Genomic DNA, 17,596 nt, shown 5'->3' with positions numbered 1-17,596 from the left:
TTAATTGTATTAGGGGGAACGCTAATGGCGTGATTTCAACGCCAGACTCAGTAATTTCGCAGTAATGTCAACAACAGGAATCACCCGTTCATACGGGATGCGTTTGGGGCCAATCACACCGAGAACGCCTAATTGCTCGCCATCGACTTCATACGGCGCTGTCACCAGACTGCATTCGTCGAACACCGCTTGACCGGATTCGCGCCCAATGAAAATTTTCACCCCATCCGCCTGCAAGCATTTGTCCAACAAACCCAGAATATCGCGCTTGCGGGTGAAGGCGGCAAACAATTCGCGCAACTTGGTAATATCCGACAGGTCATCGTAACCCATCAGGTTAGTTTCACCCGCAATCACGCAATCTTCATCTTGCTTTTGATCGCCTAAATCGGCGACGGTTTTTTCGCCCAGCTCTATGGCGGAGAGCATCATGCGATTCATGTCTTCGCGGTGTTCGCGCATTTCTTCGAGCAAGGCAGCGCGGGCTTGCTGCAAATCTTTGCCGATCAGACGTTCATTGAGGAAATTGGCGGCTTGTTGCAATTCAGAGGAACTCACATCCGCATCGAGTTGGATAATACGGTTTTGCACTTCGTTGCGGTTCATCACCAGAATGGCGAGCACTTGCCGACTTGATAAGCTCAGGAATTCAATCTGGCGGATGGACGAAGGATTGCGGCGCGGCAAACTCACCACGCCCGTCAGTTGGGTAATCCCAGAGAGCAAACTGGAGGCGGATTGGATTAAGGCGGCGGGGTCGCGTTCCGCCTTCAACTGCCCTTGCAGGATGTGCATGGCGTGCTGTTCGAGCGGCTTGATATTGACTAACGCATCGACGAAGAAGCGGTAGCCTTGCGAGGTGGGGATGCGCCCTGCCGAGGTGTGCGGCGCACGGATGTAACCCATATCCTCCAAATCCGCCATCACATTGCGGATGGTGGCGGCGCTTAAATCCAAGCCGCTGCTGCGGGCAAGGTTGCGCGAACCAACGGGCTGTCCGTCTTGGATATAGCTTTCCACCAACACTTTGAGGATGTGGCGGGCGCGTTCGTTGAGTTCTGGGTGCTGGCGTATTGTCATGCCATCATTTATAGGGGCAAAGCATCACAGATACAAGCCTGTTTAACTTGCATTTTATTCCCAGCTTTGCCAGCCTTACCACTTTACTCACACAAGCATCGGTTATGAACCCGTTTTCTCACATCGGTCTGTTTACCAAACCCAACGATACCCGCGTCGACAAGACGCTGTTTCAGTTGCACGAATTCCTGTTGGAACGCGGTTATCACGTCCATTGTGACCGCGATGCAGGCATTATTTTAGGCTTGCCCACCATGCCCTCCGACCTGCTGGCGCGGCAAATTGACCTTGCCATCGTCGTCGGCGGCGACGGCACATTACTCTCCACCGGGCGGTTACTCGCCGATCACGAAGTCCCCCTCATTGGCATCAACTTAGGGCGCGTCGGTTTTCTGGTGGATATTTCCCCCGCTGACATGCTCACCCAATTGGAGCAAATGTTAGCGGGGCAATACAAAGAAGAAGCCCGTTTCGTGCTCCACGCCGACGTTATCCGTGAAGAGGAAATCATCGGCAGTGGCGAAGCACTCAACGACGTGGTGCTGCATGTGCGCAATGAAGTGCGCATGATCGAATTCACCACCCGCATTGACGGTTATTTTGTGAACACCCAACGCGCCGACGGCATTATTATTACCACACCCACCGGCTCAACCGCCTACGCACTTTCCAGTGGCGGCCCCATTCTGCACCCTGCCCTGCAAGCCTTGGCACTGGTGCCGATTTGCCCGCACACCCTGAGTGACCGCCCCTTGGTCATCAGCAATCAAAGCGTGATCGACATTCAATTGTGCGAAGACCGCGATATTCCTGCCCGCGTGTCTTTCGATGGGCATAACAATATTGAGCTGGAATCCGGCGATGCGTTGCGCATTCATACTCGCCCGGAAAAAGTGCGTTTATTACACCCGCAAAGCTATGATTATTACCATATTTTGCGTGAAAAACTGCATTGGGGAGTGCAACCGTAAGCCATGTTGACCCACATCCACATCCGCGATTTTGCGATTATCGACACACTGGAACTCGAACTGCATTCCGGCATGACGGCCTTAACCGGCGAAACCGGTGCAGGCAAATCCATCCTACTCGATGCCATCGGTTTAGTGCTTGGCGATAAAGCCGACAGCAGCACGGTACGCCACGGCGCAGACAAAGCCGAAATCACCCTGAGCGTCGACATTACCCAAACCCCTTCCGCCCGCGTGTGGCTGGAAGCGCAAAGCATGGAAGGCGCAGATGGCACCTGCATCCTCCGCCGCGTCATTTCCGCGCAAGGCAAATCACGCGCCTGGATCAACGGCTCCCCCGCCAACCTCACCCAATTGCGCGAACTCGGTGAACAACTGGTCGACATTCACGGTCAGCACGAACACCAATCGCTGATGAAAAAAGATGCGCAACGCCAGATGTTGGATGCCTTCGCCGACAACGATACGCTACTGGACAACACCCGCCGCGCATGGTCAGCATGGAAAAAATTGCACGAGCGCGTCACCTTATTAAGCAGTCAAAACCAGCAGCACCAAGAACGCATCGACTTATTGCGTTTTCAGTCGCAAGAACTCGAAGCCCTCGCGTTGCAACCCAATGAAACCGAGCAGCTTGATGAGGAACTCAACCGCCTTGCCAATGCCGAACAACTCCGTAGCACTGCCGCGCAAGGTTACGCGCAACTCTACGACGACGAGCCGTCGCTGTATTCGGCCTTGGGTCGCGTGATTCACGATCTTGCCCAGCAAGCACGGGTGGATGCGCACTTAGAACCGTCGCTGGAATTGCTCACCAGCGCCCAGATTCAACTGCAAGAAGCCGCTGCGCAATTGCGCGATTACGCCGAAAGCCTCGACATTGACCCGGCACGCCTACAAGCAGTCGAAAATCGCATTGCTGACATTCGTAGCCTTGCCCGCAAATACCGCACCGAACCGCCCGAACTCCCCGCACGTTTAGCGCATATCCAGCAAGAACTGGCGCAACTCGATGGCGGCGATTACGACCTCGACGCGCTCGAACAACAATTACAAGCGACGACTGAGACTTACCGCGAACAAGCCAGTCTGCTGAGCCATGCACGTCAGCAAGCCGCGCAACAACTTTCCACCGGCGTTTCGCAAGCCATGCAACAACTGGGAATGCAGGGTGGCAAATTTGCGATTCAAGTGGTTCACGATGCCGCCAATACTTTTCAGGCAACGGGCATGGATAGCATTGATTTCACCGTCAGCGCCAACCCCGGTCAACCGCTTAAACCGTTGATGAAAGTCGCATCCGGTGGCGAACTGTCACGCATTAGTTTGGCGATTCAAATGATTGCCGCGCAAAAAGTTACCCTGCCTGCGCTGATTTTCGACGAAGTGGATACCGGCATTGGCGGCGGCATTGCCGAAGTGGTCGGCAAACAACTGCGCACCCTCGGCACGAATCGCCAAGTTTTGTGCGTCACGCATTTACCACAAGTCGCCTCGCAAGCACACCAGCATTACAAAGTGACCAAGATCAAAGGCGCGGAATATACCAGCACGGGCATTGTGCATTTGACGCAAACACAGCGCGTGGAAGAAGTGGCGCGAATGATTGGCGGGATGGAAATCACGCACGCAACCCGCGCGTTGGCAAAAGAGATGCTTACAACTGGTTCCTAAGCATTAACTCTTTGGGGTGCGGATTCAGGTAATGCTGGCGTTCAATATACGGTTGCGGATGCCGCCGGAAATGGTGCTTCAACAAGGTAATCGGCACGACCAGCGGCACATAGCCGTGCCGGTATTGGTGGATCGTATCCAGCATTTCCTGCCGATCTGCCGCGTCAATGCAGCCTTTCAAATAGCCCATCAAGTGCATCAGCACATTAGCATGTTGCCCGCGTGTTACCCGTTTTTCCAATGCGGTCATGAGTAAGCGAAAATAATCTGCCGCCAATGCGGGCAAATCGTCTACAACCCCTGCTTGGGCGACCATTTGCCCTAATTCACGCGCAATATCTTGGTCATGCGCCATCAGCACGTATTTGTGATCAGCATGAAAATCGACCAAATCAGCCGCTTTCAACCCCGCCGCGAGTAATTGTTGCCAGCGGTGATACACAAAAATCCGCCCGATAAAATTTTCCCGCAGCACGGGGTCGCACAACCTTCCCTCCTCCTCAACGGGTAGCAAGGGAAATTTTTCGCGTAACGCCTGCGCAAAAATACCAACGCCATCGCGATCTGGCGGCAAATTTTGCTTCACCAATGTGTAAACTTTCACCCGCTCCATGCCGCAACTGGGCGAGTTTTTCTTCAGAATATAGCCGTGGATACCTGCTAACTGCGGTAGCGATTGTTCAAAATAGCGAGATAATGCATCCGTATGATCAATCGTTGGATCTTTCACATTCACTGCCCGCAACGAGCCGTCATTACGCACCAAATGCAAAGTCGGGCGCGGCACACCCAAGCCGATGCCCACTTCCGGGCAGAGCGGCACAAAGTCAAAATACAGGCCAAGCGTGCCGGTAATATAACCGTCATGCTTGTGCCCGCCATCAAAACGCACTTGCTGACCCAACAAGCAAGCGCTAATCCCAATTTTTATTTTGTCTTCATGCTGCATTACGGCAAGTTCGCTTCAATTAATTTCACCAGTTTATCACTTTGCGGGGTCACAAAGCTGGAAAAACTGCCGATTAACTCGCCCTTGGTATTCAGCACGTATTTATGGAAATTCCAACTAGGGTGCTCTTTCGCCATTTCCCCTAGCACTTTGTAAAGTGGCGACGCATTGTCTTTGAGCACTTGGGTTTTCTCAAACATGGGGAATTTAACCCCATAGGTCAGCTCGCAAAAATCCTTAATCTCTTTTTCTGAACCGGGGTCTTGCCCAGCGAAATCGTTGGAGGGAAACCCCAGTACCACCAAACCACGATCTTTGTAGTCACTATACAACTTCTCCAAACCGTCAAATTGCGGGGTGAAGCCACACTTGCTGGCGGTATTCACCATTAACACCACCTTGCCCTTGTAGGCTTCGCACAAATTAACGGTTTTATCCGAACCCAATTCGCGTAAGGTGAAATTCAGCGCCGCCGGGCAACCATTGTCGGTGGCAGGCCCTGCCACGGGTTCAGCCAGTGCATTGCTGGCGGCAAACAAACTGATTGCCAAGCCGAAAAGTTGCTTAATCATGGTCATCTGCTCTCTGTCATAATGGTAAATATAAGTATTGTCCCACCTTTGTCGCATTTTGGTTAAATAGCTACAAGCAAATAAGGGGAAAATAACCGTATGCGCCAATGCAGAATAACAGTCGCCCTTAACAAAACAGCTTTGTATAATCGCGGCTTTGTTAGCCGATGATGTGACCAAATCTGATGGAAAATCGTGACTTTCTTGCCGAATGGCATCCCCAATGGGGCGTTTTATTGGCATGGCCGCACCCCGACACCGACTGGGCAGACAATCTGGAGGCTGCTGAAACCTGTTACGCCGAAATCGTCAGTGCCATCAGCCACCGCGAAAACGTGCTATTGCTCTGCCACGATGCACCGCATCAGGCACACATTATCGCCGCATTAAGCACGCAAACCTACCGACCAGAACGGGTACATTTCGTGCAAATGCCTTACAATGATACCTGGGCGCGGGACTTCGGATTCATCACCGTGATGCGCGATGGCAAACCCTTATTGCTGGATTTCACCTTCAATGCATGGGGCGGCAAATTCGGCGCGGCGCAAGACAATGCGGTTAATCGACAACTCGCCGCGCTCCCCTTGCTGCAACACAATGTTTTGGAAGCGCACACGCTGGTGATGGAAGGCGGCAGCCTCGAAACGGATGGGCAAGGCACATTGCTGACCACGGAAATTTGCCTGCTCAACCCCAACCGCAACCCAACACTGGATAGAACCGCAATCGAAGCCGAATTACGCCAAGCACTCGGTGTTACCCGCATTTTGTGGCTGGCACACGGGCATTTGGAAGGCGACGATACCGATGCGCACATCGACACGCTGGCACGCTTTGCTGACGCTGAGAGTATCGTGTACATGAGTTGCACCGATTCAGCCGATTCGCATTACCCCGCGTTGCAAGCGATGCAAACCGAACTGCAAGCCTTACGTCAAGCCAATGGTGAACCGTACCGCCTATTTCCGATCCCCATGCCGGAAGCGATTTACGCAGAGGGGCGGCGCTTGCCCGCGAGTTACGTCAACTTCCTGATCATCAATGGTGCGGTATTGTTACCCGTGTATGCCGATGAATGTTTTGATCCGGTTGCCATCGAACAAACGCGAGCCGCATTCCCGCAGCATGAGATTATCCCGATTGATTGCCGCGCGTTGATTGCCCAAAACGGCAGTCTCCACTGTATCACCATGCAAATTCCGCAAGAGGTCGTTAGCGTATGAGTCGTCCCGTCACCGTTGCCGTGGTGCAACACAGCAATACCGCCGATTACACCGCCAATTTGGAACAGAGTATCGCTGGAATTCGCCGCGCTGCTGCGCAAGGTGCACAGTTAGTGATGTTGCAGGAATTGCATACCGGGCTGTATTTCTGCCAAGTCGAAGACACCGATTATTTCGACCTTGCCGAAACCATTCCCGGCCCTAGCACCGACACCTTGGGCAAACTCGCTGCCGAATTGGGCATTGTGATTGTATGTTCCTTGTTTGAAAAACGCGCCACGGGCTTGTATCACAACACCGCTGTGGTGCTGGATACCGATGGCAGCATTGCGGGGAAATACCGCAAGATGCACATCCCCGATGACCCCGGCTATTACGAAAAATTCTACTTTACCCCCGGCGATCTGGGTTTCACCCCAATCAAAACCCGCTTGGCAACGTTAGGCGTGTTGGTCTGTTGGGATCAGTGGTATCCCGAAGCCGCACGGCTGATGGCACTTGCGGGCGCAGAATTGCTGCTCTACCCCACTGCGATTGGCTGGAACCCGCAAGATACGCCAGAAGAGCAAGCGCGGCAGCGCGAAGCGTGGATAACCATTCAACGTTCGCACGCCGTTGCCAACAATATCCCGGTATTAAGCGCCAATCGCATCGGCTTTGAAGGCGACCCCAGCGGGCAAACCGCAGGCAGTCAATTTTGGGGATCGAGCATGATTGTCGGCTGGCAAGGCGAATTGCTGGCACAAGCCGATACCACCACCCCTGCCGAACTGGTCGTCACGCTGGATTTAGACCGCACCGAGCAAGTCAGACGCTGGTGGCCTTACTTGCGTGATCGGCGGATTGATGCGTATGCCGACTTGGTGCGCCGCTACCGCGATTGATCACCAGATTCATAAGTTTATTGATAAAAAGCAAAGTTTCCTCTATGAATGTGAACCTGCTCACATCACAATGTGACTGATCGGCGCGATAATAAATTTTAGTGTTAGCGTTGAGATGGTTGGAATACCAATAGAGGGGGCTTATTATGTTGAGTCAACACTGCAAAGTTGTTGCATTAGGGGTGTTATTCATTGCGACTTCACTGACGGCACTACCCGCTGAGGCACGTTTGAAAAACACCACGATGACGCACAATACCACACACACAGCTTTTGAATTACCCTACTTGTACGAAAAACTGCGCACATTATTGGGCAACAAACTCTACAAAGATTTATTGCAAAATGATGAATTTATCATCTTGCAAGATTTGGTCATGACGCATTTAGAAAATCAATACCCCGTGTCAGGCAACTAAAAAGGGCGAGAACTTCCCGCCCTTCATTAGCCGCTATTAGCTGCCAATTGCTTGGCAAATTAAACGGAAGCGATGCGCCCCAAGGCATTCTCCAGATTCGCCATGCTGGTCGCAAACGAAATGCGGATATGCCCGTCTAGGCCAAAGGCCGAACCCGGCACTACCGCCACGCCGGTTTTATCCAGCAAATAGCTGGCGAGAGCGGTGTCGTTTTCCAGCCCTAAACGCTGGATCATGCCTTCTACGTTCGGAAAACTGTAGAACGTGCCATCGGCTGGCAAACAATCCACGCCATCCATGGCATTAAAGGCTTTTACCACGAAGGCATGACGCTGTTCAAAAGCGTTCACCATCGTTTGAATGAAGCCCTGATCGCCATCCAACGCCACCACCGCCGCGTATTGCGAAATGGAAGTGGGATTTGAGGTGCTTTGTGACTGGATAATTGTCATCGCCTCAATCAGCTTTTCCGGGCCGCCAGCGTAACCAATACGCCATCCGGTCATGGAATACGCTTTGGAAACCCCGTTCAGCACAATGGTACGCGCGTACAAATCCGGGCAAACATTCAAAATATTGACAAACTTTCGCCCTTCAAACAGCACATGCTCGTACATATCATCGGTGGCAATTAAGACATGAGGATGACGCCGCAATACCTCACCGAGTGCCGCCAATTCTTCACCTGTATACGCCACCCCGGTCGGGTTTGAAGGGCTATTGATCACAAATAAGCGCGTTTTCGGGGTAATCGCCGCTTCTAATTTGGCGGCGGATAACTTGAAGTTTTCGGTTTGACCAGCGGCAACAATGACCGGCACTGCATCGGCTAATAACACCATATCGGGGTACGATACCCAGTAGGGTGCGGGAATAATCACTTCATCCCCCGCATTCAGCAGCGCTTGACACAAGTTATAAAAACTCTGTTTGCCACCACACGACACCAAAATCTGTTTTGGGGTGAAATCCAAACCGTTATCGCGTTTAAATTTACGGATAATCGCCTGTTTCAAAGCAGGTGTACCGTCTACCGCCGTGTAACGGGTTTGACCGGTTTGGATGGCTTCGATGCCCGCCTGTTTAATGTGATCGGGAGTATCAAAATCGGGTTCACCTGCCCCCAAACCGATAATATCGCGGCCTGATGCTTTAAGCTGAGCTGCCAATGCCGTGATGGCAAGAGTAGGCGAAGGTTTGACGCGCCCAACGCGCTGTGAAAGTTGTATATCCACTGAAACCAACCGTATTACGTGTTATCCATAAACTCGGCAAGCGTTACCCGTTGCCGTACCTGTATACCTATTTTGCGGTGGGTAATGTTACTGCATTACAGGCGTGCCAGCAATTCAGGATCAGGGTAGCCATCCACCGGCAGCCCTAATTTTTGCTGCACCTGACGCACTGCTTCGCGAGTTTCCTCACCAATAATCCCATCGACTTTGGAAATAGCTTGTCCCTGTGCTTGCAGTTTCGCTTGTAACTGTTGAGTTTGCCCGACTGTCAGCACGTTAACGGGCGCATTGCCTTGGCGCAGCACCGGCGCACCCGCCAACCGCGTGGCAAAATAGCCCGCAGTCGTGGCGTACACCGTCGATTCATTCCATTCCAAAAATACCTCGAAATTCGGAAAGGCAAGGAATGCGGGGCCATGTCTACCCATCGGCAACAACAAAGCCGCCGCACCAGTGCCACTTAAAGCACTACCATCGGCATATTTAACACCTTGCACCGCCCAATCTTCCAGCGGCAAACGGTTATTCAAACGCGCCAGCGACCAATCCATCTCGATGGGAACTTTCACCTCTTGGAGCCAAGGTTCACCCGCTTGCCAACCGTTAATCTTCAGCAAATTTGCCGCAGACGCTAAGGCATCGGCGCTGGAATGAATCAAATCACGGTGCTTATCGCCATCAAAATCCACCGCATAGCGGTCATAACTGGATGCCATGAATTGCAATTGCCCCACCTCGCCCGCCCATGCGCCACGCATCTTTGCAGGGGTCAAATCGCCTTTTTGCACCAATTGCAATGCACTGAGCAATTCAGCACGAAACATATCCGAGCGGCGACAATCGTGCGCCAACGTTACCAGCGAACGTAGCGTGGAAAAATCGCCCGTGACTGCTCCAAAATCGGTTTCCAAACCCCATAGCGCCACCAAAATTTCAGCCGGTACGCCGTATTCCTGTTCGATACGCTTCAGCAACGCCGCGTGTTTTTTTAGATGCGTGCGCCCCAACCCCAAACGGTTCGCACTGACCTTCTTGGTGGCAAAGGTGAGGAAATCTTGAGCGAACACTTGCTGCGAACGGTCGCGCTTAAGCACAGCGGAGTCAGGTTTGAGGTTCTTGAGTACGTCTGCGGGCAAACCGGCGGCGGTGGCTTCTTGCTGGAAATCTGTCATCCAACGCTTAAAATCCGGCGGGGTACAATCGGCCTGCACGATTGCACCTGACAACATTCCCATAGTAAACAACACGGTTTTTAAATACTGCATGGTGCGGCTGATTCCTTTTAGCATCCCAATAATACGACGCATTATAGCAGGCTGACGGTTATGGTGGCGGAAACTGCAAAATGCTAACAAAAATACTGGCAGCCAGCAGTAGAGTTAGGTAGTATTAGCGCCCTACCTAAGTCCCTCCTGCCCGGATGGTGAAATCGGTAGACACAAGAGACTTAAAATCTCTCGCTGGTAACAGCGTGCCGGTTCGAGTCCGGCTCCGGGCACCATTCATTTCGCTAGAAATCCGTTCAATCCCTGCTGCTGCACTTTCCGCCCCGCCATCTTCACGGCGTAATGCAACGCCTCCTCCAGCAATTGCCCCGTTGCCAACGCATGAATCAGGCAAGCGTTAAACACATCGCCCGCCCCCAACGTGTCCACCACTTCAACCGCCAACGCTGGCGCATGAAAGACCACCCCAAGCTGATCAATTGCCCAAGCACCTTCCGCCCCCCACGTACACGTCATCCACACCTTGCCGTGTTTGGCTTGCCGATCACGCAAAAAACTTTCCGCATCCTGAAACCCGTGCGCCTGCGCATACGCTCGCGGAAACATCACCAGATCCACTTGCGGAATCAAATCTTCCAAGCCATCCCGCACTTTTTCGATTTCCAGCGATACGGGTTGGTCGAAAATATTGTCGCGGGCATAAGCCAGCATCGCAGCGAGTTCAGCCACGTTACGCCCTTCAAAGTGCAACCAATCGTAATGCGATACCGGAATCCGGCAAAAATCCGCCGCCGCCAATTCCACCAAATCGCGGTGATGCACAATCGTGCGACTGCCATTTTGCTGATTCAGGGTGATGTAAGACACGGGGGATTTACCCGTTTGACGCACCGCGTATTCCAAACCAATGGATTTTTCGCCCAATGCGCTAAAAATGTGATCGCCGTCATTGTCTTGCGCAATTAATCCGCAAAAATCACAGCGATGCAGGTGATCCGCCAACACTTGCGCCACATTCGCCGCATTGCCGCCCGTCTCGCGCCACTGCTGCACCGCACGCATTTCCTCGTCTTCTTGTGGGTAATGCTCAACCACATTGACAATATCCAGCGTCGCATTGCCGGTTACTAAAATAAAACTCATAAATTTTTTCATCCTTATGCAGTATTTTTTAAAATCCCGTGGTCGTAATCAGTGGGCAAAATGATAACGTCACAGGGGATTTATAATGTACAAATTATTAGGGCTGCTACTTCTGGCACTCATGCCGCTGCAAACACTCAACGCTAACGAGTTGACCATGCGCATTGTCGGCGGCAATCCAGTTGGGCAAAACGCTTGGCCTTCGGTCGTTGCCATCAAAACCACCCGCGATGGGCAAATACTCTGCGGTGGCAATCTGATCCACCCCTGTGGGTGCTGACTGCCGCGCATTGTATCAGGGGCGAAGCGGAAGGCTTGTATTATGAATACGGCACGCCCGACTTGGTGACGTTTTCAGGGGCAACCGGGTTAGATTCCCCGAATGGGCGGCACATGCAAATTCAGCGAATTGTGGTTCACCCCCATTATAACATGAGCAATGGCGCGAATGACCTAGCGCTGTTGATGCTGGCAGCCCCCTTAGAAGGCGCAACCATGCCCATTTACGCCGATAATCCGCCGCCCGGCACTGCCGCAACCGTGGTTGGCTGGGGCGCACGTGCTGCCAAGGCCAATAACGGCTATCCCGGCAATTATCCCACGCAAATGCAGCAAGTCACGGTTCCAATCGTTCCCAATGAAGCCTGCAATGCCCCGACCTCTTACGGTGGCAAAATTCAATCCAGCATGTTGTGCGCAGGCTACCCACAAGGTGGGCGCGACGCTTGCGTTGGCGATAGCGGCGGCCCCCTGATGGTGCAACAAAACGGGGTTTACCGTCAGGTAGGCATTGTTAGTCAAGGCGAAGGTTGCGCAATGCCGGGGAAATATGGCATTTACACCCGTGTTGCCAGTTATGCCACTTGGATTCAGCAATTTGCGCCGCCACCTTATGCACAAGCACCGGTTGCATCACTGAATGACCCACGCGCCAGCTATCCGGGCGGGGCGGGCGTATTGGAAGGCGGTTGGTTAGCCCTGCTGTTTCCCGCACTGGTGTTGTTCAGGAAGAAGACTTCAAAACACTGACCGTATTGTCGAGTTCAAGCTGCTTCAGTAACAATTTTTTCATGCCCCACGGCACAAATTGAAGCAGCGTCACCCCGGTGATGCCCAGCAACAGCATACTTCCCAAAATATTGCCGACCAAAGTGTCGGCATTCAACAAATTACCCACCCCCAAGAGATCCAGCGCAAAACGTAGCAGGTAAAACATGAGGGAAGCCAACAGCAAAATGGTGGATAAATGCACCAAAACGCCGCCCGTCTGATTGACCCATGACCAACGCTGGCGCTCTTTTTCAGCCACTTGTTCGTAGTGACGCGAACGCAAACGCACTTCACGGATAATACGCTGTCTGGAGGCATCCAAAATCCGATCCCCTATTTGCTTTTCGCGCTGGCTCAAGGTCGCATAAGGCAAATGCGTCATCACCCGCTCATGCTGATCCACCACTTGGTTGAACAACTCACCCGAATCAATCTGATCGGGCAAGGGTAAGGTTGCGAGCGCATCCTGTTTCCAGTTGGCATGAACATAATGCTGAATGCGTTGGAGGCGAATACTGCGCAAATCTTCCAACACCGTCTGGATTTCACCCTGCCCGACAAAATCTGGTTCAGCTTGCGCCTGTACGTAGTGAATCGCTGAACGCCCGACCACTTGCGCCAAATATTGTGCTGCTGAGGGGATGTCACCAGCGGCGCTCAAATAACGCGACAATTCATAACGCACTTCCAGATCATCGGGAGCCGCCTCAGGCAAAATACTCAAGGCAATGTCGGCTGCTTTGCTAAATTCTTGCCGCCCATACCAAGCATCAGCCAAATGCCGTCGTGCAAACCGCGCAAACAAAGGGTCAGAAGCGGCCTGTGCCTGTTGCGCTGCTGCGTCCAAATGAAACGTGGCTTCCGGCAATTGATTCAGCATAAACAAATACGCCCAGCCCAGCTCAAAATGGGCGCGGTAATTGAGTGGGTTGACCTGCAACCCATCTTTGAGCATTTGCACTGCCAGTGCTACCCGCTGCTGGGCATCATGCACCGGAACCAGCAAGGCTTCTGATAGCTTTTTCCCCGCAAAATCAACGCTCATACCCGCACGGTATAAGATGAAATTGCCTTCGCTATTGCTGAGCAATTGCTTGCGCTGGCGTTCCTTATCTTGCTGTAGCCATGCACCTTGCTGGGCAATAAGCGCCGCCATCCATTCCACTTGATGGCGTAAGCTCGGCATCACCGCATCACTCTCACTCGCTCGCTGCAAATTGCCGCGTATGCCTGTTTCTAGCAGGTCGCTCAGGGCGGGCGATTCCAGCCCTTGTAAGGATGCGAGGTATTCCACATTAAGGCGATGAAAGGCATGGCGCTGGTGCGCTGGGAAAAAAATGCTACGCATCTGGCGAGCAATGCATTCGTCAGACATCATAATGTTATCCAAATTGTAATGACACTTAGGGTTGATTTGTTCGATATTATAGCTATTTGAGGTGAATTGCTATAATACACATCACTATACTCATAGAACATAAGCAATTAATAATAATTAAAAATTATCATTGGTGGTGTACTTGCTTTACATTGCAAGCACTTTATCTGGATTTCAACACCATTTTTTCAGGGTGAGTTGCGAACTCTACAAGCTAATCTGTTATGCTTTGCGTTGAAATTTATTCTATAACCTCAACACTAGCAAACAGTCGAACATTTTAGGAGCTTCAACTATGCCCTGGAACGAACCGGGTGGGAATCAACAAGATCCTTGGTCAGGAAAAAAACGTGGCTCAGGCGGCAATGACCCTGAAGAGCTGATTCGCAAATTGAATGAAAAATTAGGCAAGCTATTCGGCGGTTCCGGTGGCAATGGTGACAACTCCAGTCAAAACAGCAGCAAAGGTATCATTTTTCTATTGATATTGTTTGTTGTCGGCTGGTTATTGTCAGGCTTTTACACGGTTGATGCGCGTCAACAAGGTTTAGTGCTGCGGTTTGGTGCTTATCAAGCCACCACGGACGCGGGTTTGCATTGGCGCTTACCCTACCCCATTGAAACCGTTGAAATCGTCGATACCGAGCAAAACCGAAGCGCACAAGATCGCAATACCATGTTGACCAAAGACGAAAATATCGTCGAAGTCGCGGTTGCAGCGCAGTATAAAGTGCGGAATCCTGAAGATTATGCCTTCAATATCCTCAACCCGGATTTCTTGGCCGATCAGACGCAAGGGACACTCTATCAAGTCATGCGTGGCGTGGCGCGTGAAGTGATCGGACGCAATGACATGGACTTCATCCTCAAAGAAGGCCGGGCGCAAATTGCCAGTGATATTCAAAACCAAATGCAACAGGTGTTGGATAATTACAAATCAGGTTTGCAAATCATTACCGTCAACTTGACGTATGCGGAAGCCCCGCCGCAAGTTAAAGAAGCGTTTGACGAAGCCAACAAAGCGCGTGAAGATGCTAACCGCTATCAAAACGAAGCCCAAACTTACGCGAACAAAGTGATTCCTGAAGCACGCGGTAAAGCCGCACGCTTAAAAGCAGAATCTGAAGCGTTTCGTCAGGAGACGGTCAGCCGCGCAGAAGGTGACGCTTCACGTTTCATGCAGTTAGTTACGGAATACCGCAAAGCACCTGAAGTTACCCGCGAACGCTTGTATTTGGAAACGATGGAAACTGTCATGGCGGGTAGCCGCAAAATCGTGATTGATTCCAACAGCAATAATATGTTGTACCTGCCACTGGATCAATTGAACGGTCAAACCAGCACGGCGGCTGGCAATACGGCTCAAGCTGCCGCTGCTGCCATGCAAAATGCGACTGACAAATCGAATGCGACACCAACGCCCACCGATGTTCCGGCTACCAATGCCGAGGTTACGCGCACAGGTCGGGAAGCTGGTGTAAGGGAGAGCCGCTAATGGATATTAAAAACATACTCGCGGTCGTCGCGGGTGCGCTTGCTTTGCTGCTGTATTCTTCGGTGTATACGGTGGATCAACGTGAAAAGGCGATTTTGTTCAAGTTCCGTGAAATCGTGAATGCTGACATCAAACCGGGATTAAACTTCCGTATGCCGTTTATCACCACTGTTAGTAAATTTCCAGCAACAGTGCAAACACTCGCCTCGCGCCCGGAGCAATTCCTGACGGGTGAGAAAAAGTATGTCACGGTGGATTTTTTCCTGAAATGGCGCATTGAAGATGTTTCAGCATTCTACCGCTCAACCGGCGGCGGACGCATTCCTGATGCTGAAAATCGTCTGGAACAGCTTATGAAAGATGGCTTGCGTAACGAGTTCAGCCGACGCACCATCCAAGAGGCGCTGTCGGGTGAACGCGGCAGCATCCTTCAGGGTGTCGAAAGCAAATCCAAGGAAGTTGCCAAACAGTTAGGGATAGAAATCGTCGACGTGCGGGTTAGCCGCATCGACTTCCCCGATACCGTCAGCGATTCCGTCTACAATCGGATGCGCTCCGACCGGGAACGGGTTGCCCAAGACTTCCGCTCACGCGGTCAAGAAGAAGGCGCGAAGATCGAAGCGAATGCTAACCGTGAATCCACCATTATCATGGCCGAAGCCTATAAGGAAGCGGAAAAAATTCGTGGTGAAGGTGACGCGAAAGCCGCTGAAATCTACGCGCAGGCTTACCAGCAAGATGCCGAGTTTTACTCGTTCTACCGTAGCTTGAGCGCCTACCGCAACACCATAGGTAAAAACGGTGATGTCATGGTGCTGGAACCGACGTCCGAGTTCTTCCGCTATTTCAAACAGCAAGCGCTGCAACCCTAAGCAGTGACGTTTAACTGGAACGATTTACTCACTGCTATCGCCCTCCTGTTGATTTTGGAGGGGCTTATGCCATTCTTAAGCCCCTCCCGCCTCCGTGAAACCTACCGTCAATTACTCGAATTGCCCGACAAAACCTTACGAACCATTGGTCTGGTAGGTGTAATTGCTGGTATCCTACTGCTCTTTTTGACCGATTAGTCACAAACCATGCTGAATACTCACCAATATTGGGCGCTTCCCGATGGCATCAGCGAAGCCCTGCCCGACGAAGCCGAAGCGCTGGAGCAACTGCGCCGCCGCTTACTCGATCTTTACGCCACGTGGGGCTACCGTTTGGTCATGCCACCACTGGTGGAATTCATGGAATCGCTGCGCACCGGTCACGGCACACACCTTGACGTGCAAACTTTTAAACTCACCGATCAATTGACCGGACGGATGATGGGCGTGCGGGCGGATATGACCCCGCAGATTGCGAGAATTGATGCGCATAAATTGCAAACCGAACAGCCGAATCGCCTGTGTTACATCGGCAGTGTCTTGCGTACTCGCAGTTTCCACGACGGTTCACGTTCCCCTTTGCAAGTAGGTGCAGAACTGTTTGGTCATGCCGGATTGGACAGTGATTTTGAAGTGATCAGCCTGTTGCTGGAAACCTTGACACATTGCCAAATCCCCGACTTGCTGCTGGACATAGGTCACGTTGGCATTTTCCGCAGTTTAGCGCGGGCTGCTGGGTTGGATGCGGCGCAAGAAAGTCATTTCTATGACATGCTGGTGCGCAAATCCCTGCCAGAAATTGATGCATGGCTGGCAACAACCAATTTGCCCGCTGACATCAGCACTTATTTGCAGCAATTGCCGCGCTTGAATGGGGCGGTTGATGTACTTGATCAAGCCGCCGCATTGTTTGCGAATGCACCGAGCGACGTTCAGGATGCCCTCACGTATTTACGCACCCTAACCACACGGGTAGCGGCGCACTTCCCCGCCTGCAAGATTCATGTTGATCTGGCTGAATTGAGCGGTTACGACTACCATACTGGCATTGTGTACGGTGTTTATACATCGGGCATGGGGCGCGAAGTCGCACGCGGCGGGCGTTACGACGGCATCGGCGAAGCCTTTGGGCGCACCCGCCCTGCCACGGGTTTCAGCACCGATTTGCGCACCTTGGCAACGTTTGCTTTGCCACAGCAGCAACGTGCGGGCAACGCCAGTATTTTTGCCCCAGCGGTACAAGATGCGGCGCTGGAACAACTGATTCGGACATTGCGCAGTCAACAGCAACGGGTTATCCGGGCGCTGGACGGGCAAACACATGACGCGGCAGCATTAGGTTGCAGCCAACACATCATTCAGCAAGACGGTCACTGGAACGTCGTGGCTGTTTAATCTTTACTAACACCTTTTGGCACATTT

The 17,596-nt window shown here is 52.2% G+C and carries 18 protein-coding genes and 1 tRNA gene; 12 read left to right on the top strand and 7 right to left on the bottom strand.

The annotated features are described in order from the left end of the window. Nucleotides 1–21: 21 nt before the first annotated feature. Nucleotides 22–1,080, bottom strand: a complete 1,059-nt coding sequence (hrcA, locus tag HMY34_RS18895; RefSeq protein WP_202716957.1) for a heat-inducible transcriptional repressor HrcA — start codon at nucleotides 1,078–1,080, stop codon at nucleotides 22–24. Nucleotides 1,081–1,184: 104 nt separating this feature from the next. Here hrcA and HMY34_RS18890 point away from each other — a divergent pair, with 104 nt between their 5' ends. Both HMY34_RS18890 and recN read left to right on the top strand, forming a co-directional pair. Further along, nucleotides 1,185–2,051, top strand: coding sequence for an NAD(+) kinase (locus HMY34_RS18890; RefSeq protein WP_228287923.1), 867 nt, complete (start codon nucleotides 1,185–1,187; stop codon nucleotides 2,049–2,051). A 3-nt stretch (nucleotides 2,052–2,054) separates the two neighbouring features. Beyond that, nucleotides 2,055–3,725, top strand: coding sequence for a DNA repair protein RecN (gene recN, locus HMY34_RS18885; protein WP_202716956.1), 1,671 nt, complete (start codon nucleotides 2,055–2,057; stop codon nucleotides 3,723–3,725). Here the strand turns inward: recN and HMY34_RS18880 are convergent. Beyond that, entirely contained in the window at nucleotides 3,709–4,674 is a 966-nt protein-coding gene (locus HMY34_RS18880; RefSeq protein WP_202716955.1) for a YbgA family protein, read from the bottom strand. The genes recN and HMY34_RS18880 overlap by 17 nt on opposite strands. Continuing rightward, complete coding sequence (locus HMY34_RS18875) at nucleotides 4,674–5,246, bottom strand: glutathione peroxidase (RefSeq protein ID WP_202716954.1); 573 nt, start codon at nucleotides 5,244–5,246, stop codon at nucleotides 4,674–4,676. The genes HMY34_RS18880 and HMY34_RS18875 overlap by 1 nt, the downstream gene beginning before the upstream one ends. 185 nt (nucleotides 5,247–5,431) lie before the next feature. Between HMY34_RS18875 and HMY34_RS18870 the strand changes: the two genes are divergently transcribed. The 3 genes from HMY34_RS18870 (at nucleotide 5,432) to HMY34_RS18860 (ending at nucleotide 7,775) form a co-directional block, all read left to right on the top strand. Further along, nucleotides 5,432–6,472, top strand: a complete 1,041-nt coding sequence (locus HMY34_RS18870) for an agmatine deiminase family protein (protein WP_202716953.1) — start codon at nucleotides 5,432–5,434, stop codon at nucleotides 6,470–6,472. Then, on the top strand, nucleotides 6,469–7,356 hold the full coding sequence (locus tag HMY34_RS18865) for a carbon-nitrogen hydrolase (protein ID WP_228287922.1): 888 nt from the start codon (nucleotides 6,469–6,471) through the stop codon (nucleotides 7,354–7,356). The genes HMY34_RS18870 and HMY34_RS18865 overlap by 4 nt, the downstream gene beginning before the upstream one ends. Nucleotides 7,357–7,502: 146 nt before the next feature. Next, nucleotides 7,503–7,775, top strand: a complete 273-nt coding sequence (locus tag HMY34_RS18860) for a hypothetical protein (RefSeq protein ID WP_202716952.1) — start codon at nucleotides 7,503–7,505, stop codon at nucleotides 7,773–7,775. A gap of 59 nt (nucleotides 7,776–7,834) precedes the next feature. Here the strand turns inward: HMY34_RS18860 and HMY34_RS18855 are convergent, their stop codons facing one another. Both HMY34_RS18855 and HMY34_RS18850 read right to left on the bottom strand, forming a co-directional pair. After that, the gene (locus tag HMY34_RS18855; RefSeq protein WP_202716951.1) at nucleotides 7,835–9,010 is read right to left on the bottom strand and encodes a pyridoxal phosphate-dependent aminotransferase; all 1,176 of its coding nucleotides are present in this window, start codon (nucleotides 9,008–9,010) and stop codon (nucleotides 7,835–7,837) included. A gap of 95 nt (nucleotides 9,011–9,105) precedes the next feature. Further along, a complete protein-coding gene (locus tag HMY34_RS18850; protein ID WP_202716950.1) occupies nucleotides 9,106–10,275 on the bottom strand; it encodes a lytic murein transglycosylase in 1,170 nt (389 codons plus the stop codon). A 149-nt stretch (nucleotides 10,276–10,424) separates the two neighbouring features. Here HMY34_RS18850 and HMY34_RS18845 point away from each other — a divergent pair. Then, a tRNA-Leu gene (locus tag HMY34_RS18845) sits at nucleotides 10,425–10,511 on the top strand. Nucleotide 10,512: 1 nt separating this feature from the next. On the opposite strand, the gene HMY34_RS18840 is transcribed toward HMY34_RS18845, so the two are convergent. After that, nucleotides 10,513–11,379, bottom strand: a complete 867-nt coding sequence (locus tag HMY34_RS18840; protein ID WP_202716949.1) for a PfkB family carbohydrate kinase — start codon at nucleotides 11,377–11,379, stop codon at nucleotides 10,513–10,515. An 85-nt stretch (nucleotides 11,380–11,464) separates the two neighbouring features. Between HMY34_RS18840 and HMY34_RS18835 the strand changes: the two genes are divergently transcribed. Both HMY34_RS18835 and HMY34_RS18830 read left to right on the top strand, forming a co-directional pair. Next, complete coding sequence (locus HMY34_RS18835) at nucleotides 11,465–11,659, top strand: hypothetical protein (protein WP_202716948.1); 195 nt, start codon at nucleotides 11,465–11,467, stop codon at nucleotides 11,657–11,659. A gap of 35 nt (nucleotides 11,660–11,694) precedes the next feature. Further along, nucleotides 11,695–12,408 carry a serine protease gene (locus tag HMY34_RS18830; RefSeq protein WP_266096938.1) on the top strand — a complete coding sequence of 238 codons (714 nt, stop codon included), beginning with the start codon at nucleotides 11,695–11,697 and terminating at the stop codon, nucleotides 12,406–12,408. Here the strand turns inward: HMY34_RS18830 and HMY34_RS18825 are convergent. After that, nucleotides 12,383–13,807 (bottom strand): tetratricopeptide repeat protein, encoded by a 1,425-nt coding sequence (locus tag HMY34_RS18825; protein WP_202716946.1) that lies wholly within the window; start codon nucleotides 13,805–13,807, stop codon nucleotides 12,383–12,385. The genes HMY34_RS18830 and HMY34_RS18825 overlap by 26 nt on opposite strands. Before the next feature lie 295 nt (nucleotides 13,808–14,102). On the opposite strand from HMY34_RS18825, the gene hflK reads away from it, so the two are divergent. From hflK to HMY34_RS18805, 4 genes are read left to right on the top strand one after another with little or no spacing between them, the layout of a single operon-like run. Next, nucleotides 14,103–15,302: an FtsH protease activity modulator HflK gene (gene hflK, locus HMY34_RS18820; RefSeq protein ID WP_202716945.1), complete on the top strand. Its 1,200-nt coding sequence runs from the start codon at nucleotides 14,103–14,105 to the stop codon at nucleotides 15,300–15,302. After that, nucleotides 15,302–16,174: a protease modulator HflC gene (gene hflC, locus HMY34_RS18815; protein ID WP_202716944.1), complete on the top strand. Its 873-nt coding sequence runs from the start codon at nucleotides 15,302–15,304 to the stop codon at nucleotides 16,172–16,174. The genes hflK and hflC overlap by 1 nt, the downstream gene beginning before the upstream one ends. Nucleotides 16,175–16,177: 3 nt before the next feature. Continuing rightward, nucleotides 16,178–16,372: a DUF2065 domain-containing protein gene (locus HMY34_RS18810; protein WP_202716943.1), complete on the top strand. Its 195-nt coding sequence runs from the start codon at nucleotides 16,178–16,180 to the stop codon at nucleotides 16,370–16,372. Between the two features lie 9 nt (nucleotides 16,373–16,381). Then, a complete protein-coding gene (locus tag HMY34_RS18805) occupies nucleotides 16,382–17,569 on the top strand; it encodes an ATP phosphoribosyltransferase regulatory subunit (RefSeq protein ID WP_202716942.1) in 1,188 nt (395 codons plus the stop codon). Nucleotides 17,570–17,596 lie beyond the last annotated feature (27 nt).

The sequence above is a fragment of the Thiothrix subterranea genome, from assembly GCF_016772315.1.
GTDB classification, from domain to species: Bacteria; Pseudomonadota; Gammaproteobacteria; order Thiotrichales; family Thiotrichaceae; genus Thiothrix; species Thiothrix subterranea.
Note: the sequence above shows the minus strand (reverse complement) of the source record. Positions and strands in the feature narration are given on the sequence as shown.